Here is a 23994-nt window from a genome sequence, read left to right as displayed (position 1 = left end):
TTAACGGAGGTATTACACACTATGGCAGAAGTAAATGTTGAAAAACTAGCCGGAGATATTGGTACAACTGTTGATAAACTACTACAGCAGCTTGAGCAAGCCGGTATTTCTAAAAAAGCAGGTGATATGGTAACTGAGTCTGAAAAGTCGACGTTACTTGACCACTTGAGCAAGCAGCATGGCGGTACGGGTTCTGAAGGCCCAGCCCGCATGACTTTGCAACGTAAAAGCAAAAGCACGCTTAGCGTGACTGGCTCAACAGGTAAAGCAAAGTCTGTCCAAGTTGAAGTACGTAAAACTCGTACTTATGTTAAGAAAAGCGCCATTGAGCAACAGCAAGAAGAAGAGCGTTTAGCTGCAGAAGAAGCTGCCCGTAAGGCAGCAGAGCTTAAAGCCCAGCAAGAAGCTGAGGAGCTTAAAGCGAAACAAGAGGCAGAACGTAAAGCGAAAGAAGAAGCTGACCGTAAAGCCAAAGAAGAGGCTAAACGCAAAGCTGAAGCTGAGCGTAAAGCGAAACAGAAGCAGATGACCCCAGAGCAAAGTGCTAAGTCTGAAAAAGATCGCGCCGAAGCTGAGCGTCTGCAAAAAGAAGCAGAAGAGGCCGCATTGAGAAAAGCTGAAGAAGAAGCGAAACGTCAAGCAGAAGAGGCAAGAAAGCTAGCTGAAGAAAATGAAGCTCGCTGGAAAAAGGAAGAAGAAGAGCGTAAGCAGCGTGAAGAAAACGCTGATCACCACCTTACAACTTCAACTTACGCACGTGAAGCAGAAGATGAGTCTGATGCACGTGAAGAGCAAAGCGCTCGTCGTAAGAAAAAGAAAAAAGGACCTCAAAAAGAGAAAATGCCTGTTGGTCCTAAAGGCAAAAAAGGCAAGCTTAAAGCACCAACGTCTTTACAACATGGTTTCCAAAAACCAACGGCTGACGTGAAAAACGAAGTTCGTATCAGTGAAACAATCACTGTTGCAGAGCTTGCATCACGTATGGCGGTTAAAGGTGCTGAAGTTGTTAAAACAATGATGAAGATGGGTGACATGGTTACCATCAACCAAGTGATCGACCAAGAAACAGCACAACTAGTTGCTGAAGAAATGGGCCACAAGGTTATCATCGTTAAAGAAAACGAATTAGAAGAGAAAGTACTAAACGACCGTAGCGAAGAAGGTAAAGCCATTCCTCGTGCACCGGTTGTGACAGTAATGGGTCACGTTGACCACGGTAAAACGTCAACACTTGATTACATTCGTTCAGCAAAAGTAGCTTCTGGCGAAGCCGGTGGTATTACGCAGCACATTGGTGCATACCACGTTGAAACAAATGGTCACATGATCACGTTCTTAGATACTCCGGGCCACGCCGCGTTTACATCAATGCGTGCTCGTGGTGCGAAAGCAACAGATATCGTAATTCTAGTAGTTGCTGCGGATGATGGTGTAATGCCACAAACTAAAGAAGCGGTTCAGCACGCCCGTGCTGCAGGCGTTCCTTTAATCATCGCAGTTAACAAGATGGATAAAGAAGGTATCGACCCAGATCGCGTTAAGAACGAGTTAGCTCAGTTAGACGTTATCCCTGAAGAGTGGGGCGGTGATACGCAATTTGTACACATCTCTGCAAAAACTGGTTTAGGTATCGATGACCTACTTGAAGCAGTATTAATGCAAGCTGAGATCTTAGAACTTACTGCACCAGCAGAAGGCATGGCGGCAGGTGTTGTAATTGAATCACGTCTTGATAAAGGCCGTGGTCCAGTTGCGTCAATCCTAGTTCAGTCTGGTACGCTTAACCAAGGTGATATCGTACTTTGTGGTCTTGAATATGGCCGTGTACGTGCGATGAAAGATGAGAACGGTAAAGACATCAAGTCTGCAGGTCCATCTATCCCAGTTGAGATTTTAGGTCTATCTGGTATCCCTGCTGCAGGTGATGAAGCTACTGTTGTTAAAGATGAGCGTAAAGCGCGTGAAGTAGCACTTTATCGTCAAGGTAAATTCCGTGAAGTGAAGCTTGCTCGTCAACAAAAAGCGAAGCTTGAAAACATGTTTACTAACATGACTGAAGGCGATGTTTCAGAAGTTAACATCGTACTTAAAGCTGACGTACAAGGTTCGATTGAAGCGATTGCTGATTCACTAACTAAGCTTTCTACTGATGAAGTTAAAGTGAAGATTGTTGGTTCAGGTGTAGGTGGTATCACTGAAACTGATGCAACGCTTGCTGCGGCATCTAACGCAATCGTTGTTGGCTTTAACGTACGTGCTGATGCTTCAGCTCGTAAAGTGATTGAGTCAGAAAACCTAGACTTACGTTACTACAGCGTAATCTACAGCCTGATTGAAGAAGTTAAACAAGCGATGTCAGGTATGCTTGCTCCAGAATTTAAGCAAGAGATCATTGGTCTTGCTGAAGTTCGTGACGTGTTCAAGTCACCTAAGATTGGTGCAATCGCAGGTTGTATGGTTACTGAAGGTATCGTTAAGCGTAGCGCGCCTATCCGTGTACTTCGTGATAACGTGGTTATCTATGAAGGTGAACTTGAGTCACTACGTCGCTTTAAAGATGACGTACAAGAAGTACGTAACGGTATGGAATGTGGTATCGGCGTTAAGAACTACAACGATGTTAAAGTTGGCGACCAAATCGAGGTATTCGAGACGGTTGAAGTACAACGTTCACTTTAATTTCGTTTAAGTCACTATTTTAAATGGGGGCCTAGCCCCCATTTGTGTATTCGTAATTAAATTAACTTATTGTTTAACATCAATAAGTTATTATTTTAGAGTGAAATGAAATGAGAGAATTTTCTCGCACTGATCGTGTTGCTCAGCAAATTCAAAAAGAGATTGCTGTTATTCTTCAACGCGAAATCAAAGATCCACGCTTAGGCATGGTGACAGTGTCTGCGGTTGAGGTATCTCGCGACTTATCTTATGCAAAAGTATTTATCACAGTGTTTAATACTGATGATGAAGATAAAGCCAAGCAAAGCGCTAAAATCTTAAATGAAGCAACGGGTTATATTCGTTCTTTATTAGGTAAACGCATTCGTGCGCGCATCATGCCTGAGTTACGATTTGTAATCGACAACTCGCTAATGGAAGGTATGCGTATTTCAAACTTGGTTGACTCAGTTATTCGTGAAGATAATGCCAAGCATGTAAATGAAGATGATAGCGAAGAAGGCACTAAAGACTAATGGCTAGACGCAGTAAAGGTCGTGCTATTGACGGCATTTTATTACTTAATAAGCCGCAAGGTATTTCATCAAACAAAGCATTGCAGCAGGCAAAGGGTATTTACTTTGCACAAAAAGCAGGCCATACAGGTGCGCTTGATCCGCTCGCGACGGGTATGCTGCCAATTTGTTTTGGTGAAGCGACTAAGTTTACCCAGTTTTTGCTTGATACAGACAAAACTTATGTTGTACGCGCAAAACTTGGCGAGCGAACTACCACATCTGATTCAGATGGTGAAATCGTTGAGACGCGTGAAGTATCAGTTACGCGTGAGCAATTAGCTGAGCAAATTGCCAGTTTTATAGGTGAGTCGGATCAATATCCTTCAATGTATTCAGCGCTTAAATACCAAGGTCAGCCTTTGTATAAATATGCGCGAGAAGGCATTGAAGTGCCGCGCAAGTGTCGAAAAATTAATGTATTTAGTTTAACGCTTGATGAGTTTGACGAAGCGAACAACGAAGTACAAATGACGGCGCATGTGTCTAAAGGTACCTATATTCGTACAATTGTTGACGACTTAGGTGAAAAGCTAGGCTGTGGTGCGCATGTTATCATGTTACATCGCAGTGCTGTGGGCCATTATCCTAGTGAGAAAATGGTCACTCTTGAGCAACTTGAAGAAAAGCTACAGCAAGCAAAAGCAGATGATGTGGCACCTTCAAGCTACCTAGATGAGCTACTTTTGCCAATGGATACCGCGCTGGTTGATTTACCTGTGATTGAAATTACACAAGAGCAGGGCGTGGCGTTCAGCCATGGTCAAACAGTGGTAATTGGTAAACCTGTGCCTGATGGCGTGGTAAAAGTTATGGCTGATGGCGTGTTTATTGGCACTGGTGAGCGCCATAAAGATGGGCACCTAAAATCAAAGCGCGGTTTATCAAATCAATTGCCTGAGTAAAGATTACCTTGTAGTTATTACTAAAGCTGGTAGAATACGCCCGCTCAATCGTTTTGGCTGAATTAGTGATCGGCTAAAACACAATTTAAATTAATTTTTGGAGTTACTATGTCACTAAGCAATCAAGAAAAAGTTGAAATCATCGCTAAATTTGCACGCGCTGAAGGCGACACTGGTTCACCTGAAGTACAAGTTGCACTTCTAACTTTCGATATCAACAAGCTTCAAGGTCACTTTGCTGATCACAAGCACGACTTCCACTCACGTCGTGGTCTTTTACGCAAAGTAAGCCAACGCCGTAAACTGCTTGATTACCTTAAAGGTAAAGACATTGCACGTTACACTGCGTTAATCCAAGAGCTTGGCCTACGTCGCTAAGAACTAGATTACGAGAAAAGGGGCTATATAGCCCCTTTTTTTGTGCGCTTATGAAAGGTATACTAGCGCACATCTTAGTAGGCAAATCTGCTAAGTGATTGAAAAAACATCATTGCCAATTGTAGTACTTAATTAATTTTTCTTAAGTTTAATTAAGTACTGTAATTGGTACTTTGATGGACTATTTTTTACCAATTCGGAGCACTGCTCTGAGTTGCTTTTACATTTAAAGGACATTTTTAAGTGCAAGCAATTATTAAAGAATTTCAACTAGGTCAACACACTGTGACTCTAGAAACAGGTGCTATCGCTCGTCAAGCTGACGGCGCAGTACTAGCAAGCATTGGCGACACTTCAGTATTAGTTACTGTTGTTGGTAAGCGTGATGCACAACCAGGTCAAGACTTCTTCCCACTAACAGTTAACTACCAAGAGCGTATGTACGCTGCGGGTCGTATCCCTGGTGGTTTCCTTAAGCGTGAAGGTCGTCCAAACGATGGCGAAACACTTATCGCTCGTCTAATCGACCGTCCGATTCGTCCACTTTTCCCAGACGGTTTCGTAAACGAAGTACAAGTAATCGCGACAGTTGTTTCTGTTAACCCAGAAATCCAACCTGACATGGTTGCTATGATTGGTACTTCAGCAGCACTTGCTATCTCTGGTATTCCATTTAATGGTCCTATCGGTGCAGCACGTGTTGGTTTCATCAACGGTGAATACGTACTTAACCCAACACTAGCTGAGCTTGAAGAAAGCCAATTAGACCTAGTTGTTGCAGGTACTGATAACGCAGTACTTATGGTTGAATCAGAAGCTGAAACACTATCTGAAGACGTCATGTTAGGTGCGGTTGTTTATGGTCATGAGCAATCTCAAGCTATCATCAACGCAATCAACGAGTTCAAAGCAGAAGCTGGTAAACCAGCTTGGGATTGGACTGCACCAGAGAAAAACGTAACTCTTGCTGAGAAAATCTCTGCAATCGCTGCTGAAAAAGTAGGTGAAGCTTACCGCATCACTGACAAAGTAGCGCGTAAAGAAGCACTTGGTGTTGCGAAAGAAGAAGTTGTTGCTAAATTAACAGCGGAACTTGCTGAAGGCGAAGAGCTAGATACACAAGAAGTTGGCAAACTATTCGGTTCGTTAGAAAAAGAAATCGTTCGTGGCCGTATCATCGCTGGTGAAAAGCGTATCGATGGTCGTGAACCAGACATGGTTCGTGCACTGGACGTAATGACGGGTGTTTTACCACGTACTCACGGTTCTGCAATCTTCACTCGTGGTGAGACGCAAGCACTTGTGACTGCAACACTTGGTACTGAGCGTGATTCACAGTTAATCGACGACTTAACTGGTACTAACAAGCATCACTTCATGCTTCACTATAACTTCCCTCCGTTCTGCGTAGGTGAAACAGGTTTTGTAGGTTCTCCTAAGCGTCGTGAAATCGGTCACGGTAACCTAGCTAAGCGTGGTATTGCTGCGGTATTACCAACATTAGCTGACTTCCCATATTCAATCCGTGTTGTTTCAGAAATCACTGAATCAAACGGTTCATCGTCTATGGCATCAGTATGTGGTACATCACTAGCACTTATGAACGCTGGTGTACCAATCAAAGCATCTGTTGCTGGTATTGCGATGGGTCTAGTTAAAGAAGGCGACGATTTCGTTGTTCTTTCTGACATCTTAGGTGATGAAGATCACTTAGGTGATATGGACTTTAAAGTAGCGGGTACTTCAAACGGTATCACAGCACTACAAATGGATATCAAGATCGAAGGTATCACTAAAGAAATCATGCAAATCGCGCTTAAACAAGCGAAAGCTGCACGTTTACACATCTTAGGTGTTATGGACGAAGCGATTTCTGCTCCTTCTGAAGAGTTATCTCAGTTCGCACCACGCATCTACACAATGCAGATCCCTGCGAAGAAAATCGCTGAAGTTATCGGTAAAGGTGGCGCAACTATCCGTCAACTTACTGAAGAAACTGGCACAACGATTGAAATCGAAGATGACGGTACAATCAAGATCGCTGCAACTGATGGCATGAGTGCAAACGAAGCTATTAAGCGTATTGAGCAATTAACTGCTGAACTAGAAGTAGGTGCAATCTACACTGGTAAAGTTGTACGTATCGTTGATTTTGGTGCGTTCGTTAATATCCTTCCGGGTAAAGACGGTCTAGTGCACATTTCACAAATCAGCACTGAGCGTGTTAACAACGTAACTGACCACCTAAGCGAAGGCCAAGAAGTTAAAGTTAAAGTTCTTGAAGTAGATCGCCAAGGTCGTGTACGTTTAAGCATCAAAGAAGCAATGGAACCAGCTGCTGAAGAAAAAGCTGAAGAGCCAAAAGACGCTTAATGATGATTGAGTAGCCAGTTATTTGCTGGTTATAAGAAAAAGGGGCTGTTTAGCCCCTTTTTTTATGCTTTAATGAAACCTATTAGCTTCGATTTTGTCTACAGAAAATTCAGGTATTAAGGAATTTAATGATTTTTAAACACTTAGCATTGACCGCAGTGGCTATTTTTTCTTTAAGTGCGTGTCAAACAACCTCACAACCTGAGTCAGTTCCGATTGTTAATGTTCCATTCACTGCGCCGCTACTGCCTGATTTCCGCAATGAAATTACGATTGCGCGCTACTCTGAACTTTTAAATCGTGCAGATTTGAGTGCAGAACAACAAGCCAAACTTTATTATGACCGCGGTGTATTATTTGACAGCTTAGGCATGTCGACACTGGCACGTATCGATTTTAACCGTGCGATTAAGCTTAAACCTGATTTAGCTGAGGTGTATAACTTTTTAGGTATTCACCACACACTCATGCAACAGTATGAACAAGCTTATGAGTTTTTTGATTCAGCACTAGAATTAAATGAGCAGCATGAATATGCTTATTTAAACAGAGGGATTGCGCTCTACTATGCTGATCGCCCGTTACTTGCTCAAGATGATTTGCAACAGTTTTTAAATCGCTCACCAAGCGACCCATACCGTGTACTTTGGCTTTACTTAGCACAATCAGAAGCCGATAAAGCACAGGCCTTAATTGACTTAAAAGCAAATGCACAAGGTGTTGACGAGTCTCAATGGGGTTACCAGTTACTTGCACTGTATTTAGGCGATGTCAGTGAGTTTGAATTCTTGTCTGGTATTATCGAAGGGGTTACCTCTGAACAAGAGTATGCACACCGCTTATGTGAAGCCTATTTTTACCTCGCTAAGATGCATCAAGCGGCAGGTGATAATTACTTGGCTGCTGATTACTTTAGACTTGCCCTTGCCACCAATGTGCATGAGTTTGTTGAATATAAATACGCTCGCTTAGAACTTGAGTTAATGGCTGGTGAAGACGCGAGCTAGTGTTTATTTGTTGGTTATTACTTTACTGAGCTTGGGCTGTGTTTCAAGCTCAGTATCATTGTTTTCTCCAAGTTACGTTTTTTACGCTCAGAAGAGACCTTCCCAAGCCGTTGCTATTTATCACCTAGCGCCTAATGCTCTCAACACGCAATTGGACACACTTTCAACCCTGCAATTACGAAGGCTCGCTGAACTTAAAAATATTAATGCAACCTATCAACTTGCCATGCGATTTTTACAAAAGGGTGATTACTCTGCTGCGCAATTATGGTGGCAAACTCGGTTTGATAGCTTCAGTCCTTTACAGCAACAACGCTTAGCTGATCATCTGGCAGCGGATCAACAATGGCAGGCTATTTCTATGCTGTGGCGTAGCGGCCAATTACCAAATGGTAATGCCAAACAATCTTGGTATTTACGACAAAGCATGGCAACAGCAAATATAAGTCCTCAATATGCTGAACAACATCAATTTGTGTTATCGCTAAATGAATTGAAAGCACAGCCACAGTGCCATTTTAATGTGCTGATGATGACTGATCACGCTGATGGAATTGCTACGCTGAAGTTGTTTAAGCAACGTTACGAGTCAAAGCCAGAACCTTCGCTCAACAGTTTTTGTTTTAGCGAAGTTGTTTATGTCGCAGACCAATTTCAATGTAACAGCAGTGATAATGTGCTGCAGTGTGATTGGTATCAGGCAGAAGATTACACGTGGCCCGCTGGATTTGATTTTATTGTTATGATGTCTGAACAGGGCAGTGCTAACGTGCGTGGCGGAATAATGCATATTAATTCAACACAGCCTTATGCTGTGTTTTTACATGAGTTGATGCATTTTAATGGCTTTGAAGATGAATACACATTGCCAACTCAAAAGCAGCAGTGGCTATGTCAGCAGCAGGGTCATGTTGCACCAAATTTATTTATAGCGCGTCAGCTTAAACCTCCAGTAGGCTGGCAAAAGAGTATCGCTTGTAATAATAATTTGGCCTATAAGCCAAGCCCTGATTGGTCAATTATGCAGTATCAGTTAATGGGGCTGTCTGAACTGTATCGACAACTTTGGCAAAAGCAAATTAACCAGCCCTTAACAAAGCCTGTTCGATTTTTAGATTACTTTGCTTTTTTGGGCTTAAAACCTTCAATTACAATGGCTTCAACTAAACATAGTTTTTCTGACTAATCGTCAATTTATTGCTATTTTAGTATGTAAAGTGGTTAAAACTTGTGCGAATAGGTGTGGCTGCTATAGACAAAATAGCCCCTGATCAGTATAACTATACGCATTGTAAGCTTTTTTTGAAGCCAACTTTTAACCATCCAAATGAACAGTACGCAACTAATTATAACTAGCAGCAGTATTGATATTCTTATGACACTAAAAGGCTCTTAATTATGACTTTGCTCTGGATACCCCTGTTATCCTTAATCGGCAGTGTTATTTCATCCTGCACCTCAAAACTAACGCGTAATCAAAGTACCGCTTTGACTATGCTAGCGCCTTTGCTTGCCCTTGGAATAGTATTCTCGTACACACCTGCGGTATTTTCTGGTGAAATGATTCGCTACAGCGCAGAGTGGATCCCGTTATTAAACATGCAAGTGTCTTTTAGACTTGATGGTTTAACCTTACTCTTTTTATACATGATCTTAGGTATTGGTACCTTAGTGATTTTCTATGCGCGTTATTATTTAAGTAATAACGACTCCCTGCCTAAGCTTTATTGCTACTTAATGCTATTTATGACCGCGATGGTCGGAATAGTAATGTCGAATAATGTTATCCAGCTTTGGCTATTCTGGGAGCTTACCAGTATTAGTTCCTTTTTGCTTATTAGCTATTGGTGGCATAAATCTGAAGCCCGTAAGGGCGCGCGCATGGCGCTTGCCATTACAGGGGCGGGCGGTCTTGCGCTATTGGCAGGCTTATTATTGATTGGTGACATCGTTGGTAGTTATGATCTGGATGTTATCTTAGCGAGTAAAGCACTCATTCAATCTCATGCGCTCTACGAAGTGGCGTTAGTATTGGTGCTTTTGGGGGCGTTTACTAAATCGGCGCAATTCCCGTTTCATTTTTGGTTGCCGCATGCAATGGCTGCACCTACACCTGTCAGTGCCTATCTACATTCAGCTACCATGGTTAAAGCTGGTATCTTTTTGCTTGCCCGTTTCTACCCAGCATTAGCAGGCACTGATACGTGGTTTATCTTGGTTGCTATGACTGGTCTTGCTACTTTATTGGTTGGCGCTTATATCGCATTATTCAAGCATGACTTAAAAGGTTTACTTGCTTATTCAACCATCAGTCATTTGGGTCTTATCACGTTATTACTTGGCTTAGATACTGAACTTGCCACGGTTGCAGCGATTTTCCATATTATTAACCATGCAACGTTTAAAGCCTCATTGTTTATGGCAACCGGTATTATTGACCATGAAACGGGTACTCGTGACATGCGCAAACTAAACGGTATGTGGCGCTTTATGCCTTATACTGCCACGCTTGCAATGGTTGCTGCGGCTGCGATGGCTGGTGTGCCATTGTTAAATGGTTTCTTATCGAAAGAAATGTTCTTTGCTGAAACCTTGCATCAGCAAGTACTAGGTTCGATGTCGTGGCTCATTCCGGTTTTAGCAACTGTAGCTGGTGCTTTATCGGTCGCTTATTCTGCACGTTTTATTCATGACGTGTTCTTTAATGGTGACCCGATTGATTTACCTAAACAGCCACACGAACCACCACGTTACATGCGTGTGCCAATCGAAATTTTAGTGGTGTTATGTTTATTAGTGGGTATGTTCCCTCACTTTGCTGTGAGCGATATTTTAGCGTCTGCTTCGTATGCGGTACTTGGTGATGCAGCTCCAGATTATAAGCTCTCGGTATGGCATGGCTTTAATTTACCTTTATTAATGAGCTTTATTGCTACTTGCTGTGGTGTGCTTATTTATGTGCAACGTAAGCACCTGTTCCATTTCCAAGCTTCATTACCGACATTAAATGCTAAAAAAGGCTTTGAACGAGGCCTGTATTCTGTGATCAAGTGGTCACAAGCTAAAGTTAACCGTATTGAAAATGGTTCATTGCAAAGATACGCTTTTGTAATGATTGTGGTTGTTTTGATGTGTGCTGGTTGGCCATTGTTTGAGATGCAACAACTCGCGGGCACAAGTGAATTAACACCTATTGATTTTCATAACGCCATTGGCGCGGGTCTGTTAATTATCGGTGCGCTTGTCACTGTTATTTGGCATCGTTCGCGAATGATATCTTTGATTATGATTTCAATTGTAGGTCTGATGGTATCTGTAGCTTTCACTCGATTCTCTGCGCCAGACTTAGCACTGACTCAGTTAACAGTTGAAGTTGTCACTGTGATGCTACTGATGCTCGCATTATTCTTTTTACCGCAGCGTACCCCTAAAGAATCTAGTTCATTGCGTGTCTTGCGTGACTTAGGGATTTCCTCAGCTGTTGGGGTTGTTGTGGCCAGTATCTGCTACGCGCTATTGACCAGACCGCTTGAATCAATTTCTGATTTCTTTATTGCCAATGCTAAAACTGGCGGTGGCGGTACTAACGTTGTAAACGTGATTTTAGTTGACTTCAGGGGCTTTGATACCCTTGGTGAAATAACCGTACTGGGTATTGCCGCATTAGGTATTTATAAATTACTTATTAATCTGCCATTGTTTATGCCGGCAAGTGATAGCGAAGGGCGCCCATGGGCTAGAGAGCGTTATCCAATCTTACTGTCGAGTATTTCGCAAAGTCTATTACCACTGGCATTATTGGTGTCTGCTTATATTTTCTTACGAGGCCATAATTTACCGGGTGGTGGTTTTATTGCAGGTCTAGTAACAGCGATTGCGTTTATTTTGCAATATATGGCAAATGGTTCACACTGGATTGCAGACAGATTTGATGTGAATTATCGCAAAATTATTGCATCAGGTATTGCCATTGCGTTGTTCACAGGTGTGGGTAGTTGGTTCTTTGACCGTCCGTTCTTAACAACGTGGTTTGATTATTTTGATATTCCGTTAGTCGGCAAAACAGAACTTGCCAGTGCTATCGTATTTGATTTAGGTGTGTATTTAACTGTTGTAGGTGCAACGCTGATGATTTTGGCAAGTTTAGGTAAATTGACTGCCGATACACCCAAGCGAGAGGTAAATATTTAATGGAAGTATTGTACGCATCATGCGTGGGCGTGCTGGTTGCATGCGGGATTTTCTTAATATTAAGAGCACGTACCTTTCCGGTTGTGCTTGGTTTAACCATGTTATCGTACGCGGTTAACCTATTTTTATTCTCGTCAGGTCGCTTAACGATTAATAAAGCTGCAGTACTAGGCAGTGCTAGTGAGTATGCGGATCCATTACCGCAGGCACTTGTGCTTACCGCTATAGTTATCGGTTTTGCGATGACCGCCTTTGTGGTTATTTTAGCTATTCGTGGTCGTGCTGATTTGGGTAATGATCATGTTGACGGTCATTTATTAAAATCATCTAAGGAGCAAAAATGATTCAGCATTTAGCTTCTTTACCCATTTTAATCCCTATGTTGGCGGGCGTTATTTTATTAATGCCACCGTGCGGTAAAAACTTACATATTCGACGTGTAGCTTCCGTTATTTTATCGATAGTTACGTTGCTAATAAGTGCTTATTTGCTATTTCATGTTAATACTACTGCATCACTGGTTTATGCTATCGGTGATTGGTCAGCACCTTTTGGTATTGTACTTGTGGCTGATAGGCTCTCTGCATTACTGGTGCTACTAACCAGCCTATTGGGCGCGGTGATTGTGCTTTATAGCTGTGCAGGTGACGACAAAAAAGGCAGCTTTTTTCACCCGCTAGTCCATTTTTTAATTCTGGGTGTGAATGGTGCTTTTCTAACTGGTGATGTGTTTAACCTATTTGTATTTTTTGAGGTGTTACTGATTGCCTCTTATTCGCTATTGATGCATGCCGGTGACAAACACAAAACACGAGCAGCACTGCAGTACGTGATATTAAACCTAATTGGTTCAAGTGTATTCTTAATCGCGTTAGGTATTCTATATGGTGTCCTAGGAACATTAAATATCGCTGATTTAGCACAAAAAGTCCCTTTACTAAAAGGTGATGATGTATATCTTGCGAAAATAGGTGGCTTGTTACTGATTGTCGTGTTTGCACTAAAGGGCGCGCTCTTACCTTTACATTTATGGCTACCGAATACTTACGCAAGTGCAATGCCATTGGTAGCTGCATTATTTGCTATTATGACTAAGGTAGGTGTCTATGCCATGCTGCGTGTATACACCGTTATATTTGGTGAGAATGCAGGTGAGCTTGCTCATATGGCACAACCTTGGTTGTGGGGCTTAGCACTGGCGACAATTGTGATGGGCGCTATTGGTGTTTTAGCTAGCCAAGATTTCCGTAAGTTGATTGCCAACTTGGTGGTGGTGTCGGTTGGTACTCTCGTTGCGTTGGTGGCCATTCAAAATGTCTCTGCCACAGCTGCGTTACTATACTACTTAGTTCATTCAACTTTAATTTGTGCTGTCCTGTTTTTATTGGCTGATTTAATTGCGCAGCAGCGCGGTAAGGTCGCTGACCGCTTAGTGGCGGGGCGTGCAGTTGCTCAGCCATTCTTGTTAGGTATTTGTTTTGTGATTGCGGCACTTGCCGTGGTGGGTATGCCACCATTGTCAGGTTTTGTCGGTAAAATTTGGATTTTAAAGAGTACTCTAGATAGCGAAAAAGCCATGTTGTTTTGGCCTATTTATATTTTATCTAGCTTGGCACTGTTGGTTGCGATATCGCGTGCTGGTACAAGCCTTTTTTGGGATCACAAATATAAAGATAGTGAAGCAATTGAGGGCGTAAAAGCACACCCTTTACAAGTGACTGCGGTCATTGTGCTGTTAGCATGCTCTCCGTTAATGGTTATTTTTGCAGGGCCAATATCTGAATATATGCTAGCAACCTCTGAGCAATTGTTTAATATAAACCAAGGCATTCAGAATGTATTACAAGGAGGCCAATAATGCGTTTAGAAGCTCGTTTTCGTTGGCTACCGACTCCATTTCGTAGTGTATTACTTTTTGTTGTTTGGTTATTACTCAATAATAGCGTGTCGCCAGGGCATCTGCTGTTAGCTACTTTTTTTGCTATAACAATTCCGTGGATCACTTTTCCATTTCGCGATCCACAGCCCCTTATTGTTAGACCAGGATTGGCGTTTAAGTACTTACTTTTAGTGTTGTACGATATTGTCACTGCCAATTTACAAGTTGCTCTTTTAATACTCGGGCCGACTAAAAAGTTGCGTCCGGGCTTTATAAAAGTACCACTTGATTTAAGTCATGAAATGCCAATCACTATTTTGGCAAGCACTGTGTCACTAACCCCAGGCACTGTGAGTGCAGAGGTTTATCCTATTCCTGAGTCACTCGAAGAGGGCGAAGAAATTGAGCAGCGCTATTTACTGATCCATGTGCTCGATTTAGCAGATGAACAGGCGTTAATTAATACTATTAAGCAGCGCTATGAAGCACCGCTTAAGGAGATTTTTAGATGCTAGATACCGTATTTTTAATTGTCTATGCGATGATCGCCATCTCGTTATTACTAAATTTATGGCGCTTAATAGTGGGTCCATCGGTACCTGACCGTATATTAGCGCTAGATACGATGTTTATTAACACCATTGCGCTGATAATTCTTTATGGCATGAGTATGGATACCGGGCTTTATTTTGAGGCCGCTTTATTAATTGCCATGCTAGGTTTTGTTAGTACCGTTGCAGTATGTAAGTATTTGCTGCGCGGCGATATTATTGAATAAGGTAACAAATAATGAGTGAATGGATTGTATCAATCTTACTGTTAATTGGTGGTTGCTTTATTTTGATTGGTTCGATTGGTTTAGTGAAAATGCCAGACTTTTTTATGCGTTTACATGGGCCAACTAAAGCCACTACTTTAGGAATGGCATCATTACTTATCGCTGCAATGGTGTATTTTAGCTATCACCATGATGGAGTGAGCGTTAAAGAGATCCTAATTTCAATTTTCTTACTGATCACCGCACCTATCAGTGGTTACATGTTGATTAAGTCAGCTATTCATCACAAACTTCGCGCTAAAGAAGGTACCAAGGGCTTAGACAACGTCGAGGACGATTAAAAACTAATCGTGCTAACAGGGTGAAGTACAAGGGTGCTTTTATTGCGCGAGCAGATCGCATAAAATGCCCCGTCATTTAGCACAGTAGGTAAATAGGTCATTATGCGAGTAGCACTTGGAGTAGAGTACAACGGCGCCCGTTACAGTGGTTGGCAACGTCAATCACATGTCAATAGCGTACAGCAAGAAGTAGAAACGGCGTTGTCGCGGATTTGTAATCACCCAGTCGAAATCGTATGTGCTGGCCGCACTGATGCTGGTGTTCACGGCACAGGGCAAGTGGTTCACTTTGACACTCATGCAGAACGTGAAATGGTTGCATTCACAATGGGCATGAATACCCTGTTGCCGAAAGATATTTCTATTCGGTTTGCCGAGCCTGTCAGTGAAGATTTTCATGCTCGTTTTAGCGCCACAGCTCGTCGCTATCGTTACGTTATTTATAATTACACCTATCGCGGTGCAATCATGAGCGAAGGGGTGACGCATTTTCATCACCCACTCGATGAAACTAAAATGCAAGAAGCCTGTCAGTATTTAATTGGTGAGCATGACTTTACCTCTTTTAGGGCACTGCATTGCCAAGCGAATACAGCAAATCGTACGATTCACCATTTGTCGGTAAAACGCCAAGGTGACTATGTGATAATTGATATTAAAGCCAATGCATTTTTACATCATATGGTACGAAATATAACTGGCTGTTTGATGGATATTGGTCTGCATAAACATGAACCAGTCTGGTTAAAAGAATTACTTGATTTAAAAGAACGCGCTAAGGCAAGTGCCACAGCAAAGGCTGCTGGTCTTTACTTAGTGGATGTGGATTACCCTGAACACTTTGGTATTCCTAAAACACCATTAGGACCTCTGTTTTTACCTGATTCAGATAGTTAACTGAAAGTGCTGCACTACTAAGACCAGTTTTTTATATCGTCTACGGGTAATTCATGTTTTAATTGAAAAAATCTGTCTGTTTAATTACTAGAAGTAGTGCATCGAGCGTACTTGATTAAACAGACTGCGACACAGAACAGCATTTAAGAGAGTTGCAAATGAGTTGGTTAGAAAAAATCTTACCTAAAACGACTAAATCATCAGGTCGTAAAGAAATCCCAGAAGGGGTTTGGGCTAAGTGTACAGACTGTGATTCAATTTTATACAAAGCAGAATTAGAAAAAGCACTTAACGTATGTCCTAAGTGTGATCATCACATGCGTTTAAGTGGCCGTAAACGTTTAGAAAACTTTTTAGATGATGCTGATCGTCACGAAATTGGTGCTGAACACGAACCAAAAGACGTATTAAAGTTTAAAGATTCTAAAAAATACTCTGACCGCATCACCCAAGCACAAAAAGCAAGTGGTGAAAAAGACGCACTTGTTGCAATGAAAGGCCGTTTAAAAGGCATTCCTGTTGCTGCTGTTGCATTTGAATTCTCATTTATGGGTGGTTCAATGGCGTCAGTAGTAGGTGCACGTTTTGTTGAAGCTGTTGACCAATGCTTAGAGCATGATATGCCACTTATCTGTTTTTCTGCATCGGGTGGTGCACGTATGCAAGAAGCCCTTATGTCATTAATGCAAATGGCTAAAACAAGTGCTGCGCTTGCAAAGATGAGCGAAAAAGGTTTACCGTTTATTTCAGTATTAACTGATCCAACAATGGGTGGTGTATCTGCATCGTTGGCAATGCTTGGTGATGTGAACGTTGCAGAGCCTAAAGCATTAATTGGTTTTGCGGGTCCTCGCGTAATCGAGCAAACAGTACGTGAAACGCTACCAGAAGGTTTCCAACGCAGTGAATTCTTGCTAGAGCATGGTGCAATCGACATGATTGTTGACCGCCGTGAAATGCGTGACACCCTTGCACGTATCTTGGCGAAATTTATGAACTTGCCTTCTACTGAACAAGAGCATAGAGTAGCGTAAATTTCAGCTGAACTGATTAAACGCTATGACAGAAATCCTTCCTAGCCAATCATCAAGCCTTGATGATTGGCTTTGTTATTTAGAAAGTGTCCATCCTGCTAATATCGAAATGGGTTTAGAGCGCGTAGAACGCGTGGCAAACCAAGTCGGCTTACTCGATACATCAAGCAAAATAATCCTAATTGCAGGCACCAACGGTAAAGGGACTACAGCCCGTTGCCTAGAAAGCTTATTACTTGCACAGGGTTACAGTGTGGGTACTTATGCTTCTCCGCATCTTATTCGTTACAACGAACGCGTGCGTATTAATGGCCAAGAGCTTGATGATCAATACCATGTTGATGCTTTCGATATGCTCGAAAAAGGTCGTGGTGACACACCACTGACTTACTTTGAATACGGAACACTGGGCGCTTTAGCTATTTTTAAACGCCATGCGGTTGATTATGTACTCTTAGAAGTGGGTCTAGGTGGTCGTTATGATGCTACTAATATAGTCAACCCATATGCTTGTGTGATCACTACGATAGATTTAGACCATAAAGAATACCTTGGTGATACTCGTGAGTTAGTTGGCTACGATAAAGCAGGTATATTCCGTACTAATACGCCCGCAATCGTTGGCGATTTAGCTATTCCACACACAGTAACTGATTACGGTAATGAAATTAACGCCGATATGGTGTTATCAGGTCGCGACTTTAAATTCACAGAAGACAGTGAAGGCTTTAATTGGCAATACAAAGCCAATGACTGGCGTTTAGCTAAACCTGCTATCCCTTGTCAAAATGCTGCTACAGCATTGACTCTACTTAGTAAGCTTGATTTATTACCAAATGAACAACAAGTAAGAGACTGTTTAGCAAACTTAACGGTTGAAGGTCGCTTTCAGCAGCTAAGTGAGCAACCACTTATTTTTACTGATGTAGCTCATAACCCAGAGTCGGCTCATTATTTAGCACGTAAATTAAGCGTGTATAAAGATCAAGGGTTTAAAATTCATGCATTAGTCGCTATGCTTGCAGATAAAGATAAAGTGGCTGCTATGTCGGCTGTGGCCGATGTAGTTGATGAATGGTCGTTGGCGAGTTTAGACTGTTTTCGTGGAGATACCGTCGAAAACCTTGCCAGCGCATTAGCAGAAACGCCATCAACAGCGCCTAGCACCCATTATGAGAGTGTTGAAGCTGCATTAGATGCAATGTTACCAAAGCTAGATAAAAGCACCTTATTGATTGTGTTTGGGTCATTTATAACTGTGGCTGCTGCTATCAATTACTTTAAAGAATAGAGAGGAAATCGGTGAACGCAGGGTTTATTAATCGCTTAGTAGGAACCACCATTGTGGTTGTAGCGGCTATTGTCTTCATTCCAAATATTTTGGACGGAGAGAAAGTTCATCATGCAGAAAACTTTAAAGCGATCCCTGACCGCCCTGAGTTCACCACGATTGACTTACAACAAGCTATAGACAATAAAGTGGCATCAGCTGAGCAACCCGCTGAAGTTGCTGTTGAAGATGTTAAAGCTAATGATGCCGAGTTAACGGCAACAGAACAGCAATCATTTAGCGATGCCCCGAAAATGATTGAAGCATCAACAGATGAGCCTGTGATTAATAAAGCTGAGCCAAAAGTTGCAGTGCAAGAGCCTGCAAAGCCGGTCGCTAATACTCCTGAGCCAACCCGTAAGCCAGAAGAAAACCTCACCAAAATGGCGTATGTTATTCAATTGGGGAGTTTTTCTCATGCACCTAATGTGAAATCGCTTCAAGAAAAACTAAAAGCGAATGGTTTCAAAACTTTCACGCGCCCGATAAAAACCCCGAACGGCACACTGACAAAAGTCTTTGTAGGACCTTCACTTAGCAAGAAAGAGTTAGAAAGTAAGCTTCCTGAGTTAAAGCAGTTAACCAAGTTAAACGGCAAAGTTACTCAGTTTGAAATTACAAAGTGATCTGATAAAGGATACCCAAACCACCTGTAGATCCATGATTCAGCGCTATCACAGGGCTTTCAATACACGGCGTGGCAATACAGGAATGTAGGTACCTTTCAAGTTGCCACAACACAGTAGTGGAAGCCCTGTGAAGCGCCCGAAGGGCATGGCTAAAACGCATTTACTCTGCGTTATTGATTTTGCTAATGGGTACACCATTACCTACAATCAATGCCTTGCCTAAATACGTTTTATCTCATGCTGAATTCTTGCATCTACAGGTGGTTCTTATACCCAAACCACCTGTAGATCCATGATTCAGCGCTATCACAGGGCTTTCAATACACGGCGTGGCAATACAGGAATGTAGGTACCTTTCAAGTTGCCACAACACAGTAGTGGAAGCCCTGTGAAGCGCCCGAAGGGCATGGCTAAAACGTATTTATTCTGCGTTATTGATTTTGATAATGGGTACACCATTACCTACAATCAATGCCTTGCCTAAATACGTTTTATCTCATGCTGAATTCTTGCATCTACAGGTGGTTTGGGTATAGAATGCGCCCCAAATTAACGACTAGTTGGTTCTTATGATCTGGGTTGATTACGCCATACTTGGCATTATTGCACTATCCACTATCATCGGTTTAATACGTGGCTTTATAAAAGAAGCAATGTCTTTAGCGGTGTGGGCTGGCGCATTTATCATCTCTAGTTTGTTTTACCAATATTTAGCATCCTTCCTAACGAGTATTTCAGAACCCCTTTTAAGAAATGCAGCCGCAATTGCCATATTATTTTTTGCGACACTCCTGTTGGGTGGTTTACTAAACTATATTTTAGGTGAACTTGTACAGCGTACTGGTTTATCTGGCACAGACCGTGTTTTTGGCATTGTGTTTGGTGCTCTTCGTGGCGTGTTGGTCGTGAGCGCGTTACTTTTCTTTCTTGATGCTTTTACCGGTGCACCAAATACGCATTGGTGGGGCAACTCTATTTTGATTCCAGAATTTGGCTTTGTTGTTGAGTGGTTCTTTTCGTACCTCGAAAACAACTCAAGCTTTTTAAATTCGGTAAACCGTTAATCGGCGAGGATAAATTTAATGTGTGGTATCGTTGGCATAGTCGGCACTTCTCCTGTTAATCAGGCGTTATATGACGGCTTAACTGTTTTGCAACACCGTGGTCAAGATGCAGCGGGCATCATTACCATTGAAAACAACACGTTTAGCTTACGCAAAGCCAATGGCCTAGTGAAAGATGTGTTTCATACCCGTCATATGAAACGTCTGCAAGGCACTATTGGTATTGGCCATGTACGCTATCCGACAGCTGGTTCATCTAGCTCGTCTGAGGCGCAACCTTTCTATGTTAACTCGCCATTTGGTATTGCGCTTGCGCACAATGGTAACTTAACAAATGCAGAAGCATTAAAGCAGCAATTATTTTCAGAAGCTCGCCGTCATGTTAATACAACATCAGACTCTGAAATCTTACTTAATATCGTGGCGCATGAGTTAAGTAAGTCAAATAAGCTTAAGTTAGATGCAGAAGATATTTTCACCGCGGTAACCGAAGTTAATAACAAAGTGACAGGTGGTTATGCAACAATTGCAATGATCATTGGCCACGGTATTGTTGCTTTTCGTGACCCTAACGGTATTCGTCCATTAGTTTTTGGTAAGCGTGAAACTGCAAATGGCACTGAATATATGTTTGCATCTGAAAGCGTTGCATTAAAAACTGATGGTTTTGAGTTTGTGCGTGATGTTGCGCCAGGTGAAGCAATTTACGTTACTGAAGACGGTCAGTTTTTCTCGCAAGCGTGTGCAGAAAAAGCTACTTACTCACCATGTATCTTCGAGTTTGTTTACTTTGCGCGCCCAGATTCAACAATTGACCGTATGTCTGTTTATGCAACGCGTGTAAACATGGGTACTAAGTTAGGTGAAAAAATCGCTCGCGAATGGGCCGACAAAGACATCGACGTTGTTATTCCAATTCCTGAAACATCATGTGATGTAGCACTTGAGATTGCCTCAGCTCTTAACTTGCCATACCGCCAAGGTTTTGTTAAAAACCGTTACATAGGCCGTACTTTCATCATGCCTGGTCAAGAGATGCGTAAGAAATCAGTTCGTCAAAAACTGAATGCTATTGACCGTGAGTTCAAAGGTAAAAACGTATTACTTGTTGATGACTCAATTGTTCGTGGTACAACGTCAGCACAAATCGTTGAGATGGCTCGTGAGTCAGGTGCAAAGAACGTTTACTTCGCTTCAGCTGCGCCTGAGATTCGCTTCCCGAACGTATATGGTATCGACATGCCATCGGCTGCAGAGTTAATTGCTCATGGTCGTGAAGTTGAAGATATCAATGCTAGCATTGGTGCGGATGGTCTCATCTATCAATCGCTAGATGACTTGATTGCGGCGGTTAGCCAAGAGAACCCTGAAATCACTCGTTTCGAAACGTCTGTATTTGATGGCCAGTACATCACCGGCGATATTGATCAAGAGTACCTAAACCACATTGACCGTTTACGTAACGATTCAGCAAAATCAACGCGTGAAAATGCTATGTCTGCGGGTTTAGAACTTCATAATCAAGAAGAAAATAGCGCTGACTAGTCACTGTTTTCAAGATGATAAAAAAGGAGCTTTGCAACTCCTTTTTTGTTTTGGAAAGAAAGGAAATAATAATGAAATCAAGTAAACATGGGGTGAACAATACCGTTTGTCCAGAGTATAGCTGTTGCAGCTAAAATAATTACTAACAGAATAAGCCCGCAAGTAACGACCGAGCTTGCATAAATAAAACCTCTTTCCTCAGGTATGTGCATGAGAATAGGCACGCCTGTGTAAAGTAGGTAAACAGAATAGGCAAGTGCAACTAAGCCAACACACACTACAAACCAAAGCTCTGGCAAAAATGCTGCAAATGACGACATAAACACTGGCGTTGCTGTATAAGCGGCAAGTTCTAGGGTTTGTGTGAAAGTGGGTTTAGCACCAAATGTTACTGCCATCCAATGAGCTAGATAAGCAAGCGCAAATACGCCTACTATGAGTGCAAAATACATCGCTACTGCGATCATCAATGCACTATCATGGGTTAAAAATACAGCTTCACCAGAACCAATACTCCATCCTAAGTGAACCGACGAATAGTAGCCCATAATTGAAGGGATACATGCAATTAATAGGATATGAGATAGGCTATAGCGCAAACTCTCATGGCGATTATCAATCGTTTGCCATTCTTCGAGTGGATGGGCGTATAAGCCCCATAAGTGGTTTAAAATCATAATTGTTGCCCCTGTAAAAAAGGAATAGTAGCTGTTTTATTTTTGTACAGCTTTGATTAAGTTATGGTTCAGTAATTAAATCTTGTCAAGAAGCTGAAATAATCGAAACAGTCGATTGAATGTAACTCTTTAGTGCATATAGGAAATTACTTTGCACTGATATGTGGCGTAGATACTATTAAATTAGTGTAAAAATTCTAAACTTTATATTGCTGCAGATGATTATTTGCTTTTATTAATACCTTTATGCTCTTTATACATTAATACGCGCCTGCTAAGGCGCGTATCAATAGTTTCACTGCTTTAGTGAAGTTAGCCATCATTTCTTAAATTATGAACTTTATCCTCAGCATTTAAGTATCGATTTCACTATTATTTGCATCAAATAGATACCAAAGCTAAAAAGGTACGGCTGTTTAGAATTGAATTTTTATAACGAGTTTATTGTCCTTCGTAATTTACAATGATTTCGTCCCTTTTGCTTTCATGATTACCATCAGATACGGTTAAGCCCACGATAACCTGACCAACATAGTTTTCATCCGTTACTAGGGTTACTTTTTCAGATGTATGATTTAGTAGGCTAGGTTTTGTCGCATCGTTACCATTTAAGCCAATGATTCTCCATTGATAAGTTAATGTTTCATTATCATTATCAAAACTTTTTTCGGCAGAAAGTTGAACATTCTCGCCACTTTGTGTTGTGATATCTTCTCCAGCTTCAGCTACTGGGACTGCATTTTCATATGAGCGAACTGTTAAGTGCTCAATAGAAGTAACTTGTTCATCTTTAATTAGTCGCAACTGAAATATAAATTTACCATCTACATCTAAGTGAAATGAAGGGGTTAAAGATTCCCTATTTGTAATTTCAGACGTTGAATTATATGGGGCGTTAATTAAATCCCAAGCTATGGTGACAGATTCATCTATACCAATACTTTTACTGCCATCAAGAGTAATTTGTGTCCCTTCTTGGGCTGTTATTTCATTTTGAGTAAATGCTACTGTAGGCGTCAATTGTTCATAAACATAAAACCAAGCGCTGTCTTTACTGTAGCCAGAGCTTGTTGAGTCATCGGCTCTTAAGCGAAAATTGTAAAATCCAGGTACAGTTGGTTTAAGAGTATGGTTAACACTATTAGTGTCTTTAAGCTTTAATTGTGAAGTTGGTGGCTGATAAGCCTCTTCCCAAAAATAACTCAGAACATCATTTTCATGATCAAATGATGATGCACCGTTTAGTAAGATTTCATCTCCAAGTTTAATGAAGTGTGGGTTTGAAGACTGGCTACTAGGCATCATATTTTCATCAGTTCCATATAACCTAACATATACATATTTGCTAGTAATGTTATCGCCATCTTTCATCGTAACTCGAAGTCGATAAAATCCCGCTTTATCACCTTTGAATTCAGTCTCTGCTTTATCGACAATTGATCTAGATAACGATGGTCTGCTGCCATTAGGCCCTGAACTGACTGTCCACGAATACTCTAATTCATTACCTTCTGGTGAATCGCTCTTTGCAAAGTCAATAAGTACTCTTTCATTAACTTTTCCATAATATTGATCTGTACCCCCAATCCTATGCTCATATTCATACTTAGGTGAGATAGTAGCTGTAACCAGTTCAGATTCTACAGAGTTGAACCCTGATCTGGTCAAGCTAGGCCGCACACTTTTTCCTTACACTTTCAAACTCAATTGGCGACATATCATTTAATGAAGTA

Annotated in this window: 21 protein-coding genes; 19 read left to right on the top strand and 2 right to left on the bottom strand. The window is 41.7% G+C overall.

The genetic code is table 11. The features are described 5' to 3' along the window. Positions 1-21 precede the first annotated feature (21 nt). The 19 genes from infB (at position 22) to purF (ending at position 21584) form a co-directional block, all read left to right on the top strand. On the top strand, positions 22-2679 hold the full coding sequence (gene infB, locus ACSFVZ_RS07510; RefSeq protein WP_421966215.1) for a translation initiation factor IF-2: 2658 nt from the start codon (positions 22-24) through the stop codon (positions 2677-2679). 110 nt (positions 2680-2789) lie between these two features. Beyond that, entirely contained in the window at positions 2790-3194 is a 405-nt protein-coding gene (gene rbfA, locus ACSFVZ_RS07505; RefSeq protein WP_036969898.1) for a 30S ribosome-binding factor RbfA, read from the top strand. Further along, positions 3194-4138: a tRNA pseudouridine(55) synthase TruB gene (gene truB / locus ACSFVZ_RS07500; RefSeq protein WP_135923957.1), complete on the top strand. Its 945-nt coding sequence runs from the start codon at positions 3194-3196 to the stop codon at positions 4136-4138. The genes rbfA and truB overlap by 1 nt, the downstream gene beginning before the upstream one ends. A 108-nt stretch (positions 4139-4246) precedes the next feature. Next, positions 4247-4516, top strand: coding sequence for a 30S ribosomal protein S15 (rpsO, locus tag ACSFVZ_RS07495; RefSeq protein ID WP_036969894.1), 270 nt, complete (start codon positions 4247-4249; stop codon positions 4514-4516). Positions 4517-4759: 243 nt separating this feature from the next. Continuing rightward, positions 4760-6889 carry a polyribonucleotide nucleotidyltransferase gene (gene pnp, locus ACSFVZ_RS07490; protein WP_138557813.1) on the top strand — a complete coding sequence of 710 codons (2130 nt, stop codon included), beginning with the start codon at positions 4760-4762 and terminating at the stop codon, positions 6887-6889. A gap of 128 nt (positions 6890-7017) precedes the next feature. Continuing rightward, a complete protein-coding gene (gene nlpI / locus ACSFVZ_RS07485; RefSeq protein WP_135923959.1) occupies positions 7018-7896 on the top strand; it encodes a lipoprotein NlpI in 879 nt (292 codons plus the stop codon). A gap of 226 nt (positions 7897-8122) precedes the next feature. Continuing rightward, a complete protein-coding gene (locus ACSFVZ_RS07480) occupies positions 8123-9082 on the top strand; it encodes a hypothetical protein (protein ID WP_435558516.1) in 960 nt (319 codons plus the stop codon). 212 nt (positions 9083-9294) lie between these two features. Then, the gene (locus ACSFVZ_RS07475) at positions 9295-12087 is read left to right on the top strand and encodes a monovalent cation/H+ antiporter subunit A (RefSeq protein ID WP_199527848.1); all 2793 of its coding nucleotides are present in this window, start codon (positions 9295-9297) and stop codon (positions 12085-12087) included. Continuing rightward, positions 12087-12431 carry a Na+/H+ antiporter subunit C gene (locus ACSFVZ_RS07470; protein ID WP_135923962.1) on the top strand — a complete coding sequence of 115 codons (345 nt, stop codon included), beginning with the start codon at positions 12087-12089 and terminating at the stop codon, positions 12429-12431. Before ACSFVZ_RS07475 ends, ACSFVZ_RS07470 begins: the two co-directional genes overlap by 1 nt. Continuing rightward, the gene (locus ACSFVZ_RS07465) at positions 12428-13945 is read left to right on the top strand and encodes a monovalent cation/H+ antiporter subunit D (protein WP_435558515.1); all 1518 of its coding nucleotides are present in this window, start codon (positions 12428-12430) and stop codon (positions 13943-13945) included. The genes ACSFVZ_RS07470 and ACSFVZ_RS07465 overlap by 4 nt, the downstream gene beginning before the upstream one ends. Beyond that, positions 13945-14481, top strand: coding sequence for a Na+/H+ antiporter subunit E (locus tag ACSFVZ_RS07460; RefSeq protein ID WP_135923964.1), 537 nt, complete (start codon positions 13945-13947; stop codon positions 14479-14481). Before ACSFVZ_RS07465 ends, ACSFVZ_RS07460 begins: the two co-directional genes overlap by 1 nt. After that, complete coding sequence (locus ACSFVZ_RS07455) at positions 14475-14744, top strand: K+/H+ antiporter subunit F (protein ID WP_135923965.1); 270 nt, start codon at positions 14475-14477, stop codon at positions 14742-14744. Before ACSFVZ_RS07460 ends, ACSFVZ_RS07455 begins: the two co-directional genes overlap by 7 nt. Positions 14745-14752: 8 nt before the next feature. Then, positions 14753-15085, top strand: coding sequence for a Na+/H+ antiporter subunit G (locus tag ACSFVZ_RS07450; RefSeq protein ID WP_135923966.1), 333 nt, complete (start codon positions 14753-14755; stop codon positions 15083-15085). A gap of 102 nt (positions 15086-15187) precedes the next feature. After that, entirely contained in the window at positions 15188-15982 is a 795-nt protein-coding gene (gene truA, locus ACSFVZ_RS07445) for a tRNA pseudouridine(38-40) synthase TruA (protein ID WP_135923967.1), read from the top strand. Positions 15983-16140: 158 nt separating this feature from the next. Continuing rightward, positions 16141-17016, top strand: a complete 876-nt coding sequence (gene accD, locus ACSFVZ_RS07440; protein ID WP_135923968.1) for an acetyl-CoA carboxylase, carboxyltransferase subunit beta — start codon at positions 16141-16143, stop codon at positions 17014-17016. 25 nt (positions 17017-17041) lie between these two features. Next, the gene (gene folC / locus ACSFVZ_RS07435) at positions 17042-18307 is read left to right on the top strand and encodes a bifunctional tetrahydrofolate synthase/dihydrofolate synthase (protein ID WP_435558513.1); all 1266 of its coding nucleotides are present in this window, start codon (positions 17042-17044) and stop codon (positions 18305-18307) included. Positions 18308-18318: 11 nt separating this feature from the next. Then, positions 18319-18972 (top strand): SPOR domain-containing protein, encoded by a 654-nt coding sequence (locus ACSFVZ_RS07430; protein WP_435558512.1) that lies wholly within the window; start codon positions 18319-18321, stop codon positions 18970-18972. 572 nt (positions 18973-19544) lie between these two features. Further along, on the top strand, positions 19545-20039 hold the full coding sequence (locus tag ACSFVZ_RS07425) for a CvpA family protein (RefSeq protein ID WP_135923971.1): 495 nt from the start codon (positions 19545-19547) through the stop codon (positions 20037-20039). A gap of 18 nt (positions 20040-20057) precedes the next feature. Then, complete coding sequence (gene purF / locus ACSFVZ_RS07420; protein ID WP_135923972.1) at positions 20058-21584, top strand: amidophosphoribosyltransferase; 1527 nt, start codon at positions 20058-20060, stop codon at positions 21582-21584. A gap of 77 nt (positions 21585-21661) precedes the next feature. Here the strand turns inward: purF and ACSFVZ_RS07415 are convergent, their stop codons facing one another. Further along, complete coding sequence (locus tag ACSFVZ_RS07415) at positions 21662-22261, bottom strand: Yip1 family protein (RefSeq protein WP_135923973.1); 600 nt, start codon at positions 22259-22261, stop codon at positions 21662-21664. A 441-nt stretch (positions 22262-22702) separates the two neighbouring features. Next, positions 22703-23941 (bottom strand): PKD domain-containing protein, encoded by a 1239-nt coding sequence (locus ACSFVZ_RS07410; RefSeq protein ID WP_435558510.1) that lies wholly within the window; start codon positions 23939-23941, stop codon positions 22703-22705. Positions 23942-23994: the final 53 nt, after the last annotated feature.

Source organism: Pseudoalteromonas nanhaiensis (genome assembly GCF_051235485.1).
Classification (GTDB): domain Bacteria; phylum Pseudomonadota; class Gammaproteobacteria; order Enterobacterales; family Alteromonadaceae; genus Pseudoalteromonas; species Pseudoalteromonas lipolytica_C.
This window is presented reverse-complemented; position numbering and strand designations above follow the sequence as displayed.

Coding starts and splice junctions, on each gene's coding strand:
- infB (WP_421966215.1), top strand. CDS start 22: ATGGCAGAAGTAAATGTTGAAAAACTAGCCGGAGATATTGGTACAACT.
- rbfA (WP_036969898.1), top strand. CDS start 2,790: ATGAGAGAATTTTCTCGCACTGATCGTGTTGCTCAGCAAATTCAAAAA.
- truB (WP_135923957.1), top strand. CDS start 3,194: ATGGCTAGACGCAGTAAAGGTCGTGCTATTGACGGCATTTTATTACTT.
- rpsO (WP_036969894.1), top strand. CDS start 4,247: ATGTCACTAAGCAATCAAGAAAAAGTTGAAATCATCGCTAAATTTGCA.
- nlpI (WP_135923959.1), top strand. CDS start 7,018: ATGATTTTTAAACACTTAGCATTGACCGCAGTGGCTATTTTTTCTTTA.
- ACSFVZ_RS07480 (WP_435558516.1), top strand. CDS start 8,123: ATGCGATTTTTACAAAAGGGTGATTACTCTGCTGCGCAATTATGGTGG.
- ACSFVZ_RS07475 (WP_199527848.1), top strand. CDS start 9,295: ATGACTTTGCTCTGGATACCCCTGTTATCCTTAATCGGCAGTGTTATT.
- ACSFVZ_RS07470 (WP_135923962.1), top strand. CDS start 12,087: ATGGAAGTATTGTACGCATCATGCGTGGGCGTGCTGGTTGCATGCGGG.
- ACSFVZ_RS07465 (WP_435558515.1), top strand. CDS start 12,428: ATGATTCAGCATTTAGCTTCTTTACCCATTTTAATCCCTATGTTGGCG.
- ACSFVZ_RS07460 (WP_135923964.1), top strand. CDS start 13,945: ATGCGTTTAGAAGCTCGTTTTCGTTGGCTACCGACTCCATTTCGTAGT.
- ACSFVZ_RS07455 (WP_135923965.1), top strand. CDS start 14,475: ATGCTAGATACCGTATTTTTAATTGTCTATGCGATGATCGCCATCTCG.
- truA (WP_135923967.1), top strand. CDS start 15,188: ATGCGAGTAGCACTTGGAGTAGAGTACAACGGCGCCCGTTACAGTGGT.
- accD (WP_135923968.1), top strand. CDS start 16,141: ATGAGTTGGTTAGAAAAAATCTTACCTAAAACGACTAAATCATCAGGT.
- folC (WP_435558513.1), top strand. CDS start 17,042: ATGACAGAAATCCTTCCTAGCCAATCATCAAGCCTTGATGATTGGCTT.
- ACSFVZ_RS07425 (WP_135923971.1), top strand. CDS start 19,545: ATGATCTGGGTTGATTACGCCATACTTGGCATTATTGCACTATCCACT.
- purF (WP_135923972.1), top strand. CDS start 20,058: ATGTGTGGTATCGTTGGCATAGTCGGCACTTCTCCTGTTAATCAGGCG.
- ACSFVZ_RS07415 (WP_135923973.1), bottom strand. CDS start 22,261: ATGATTTTAAACCACTTATGGGGCTTATACGCCCATCCACTCGAAGAA.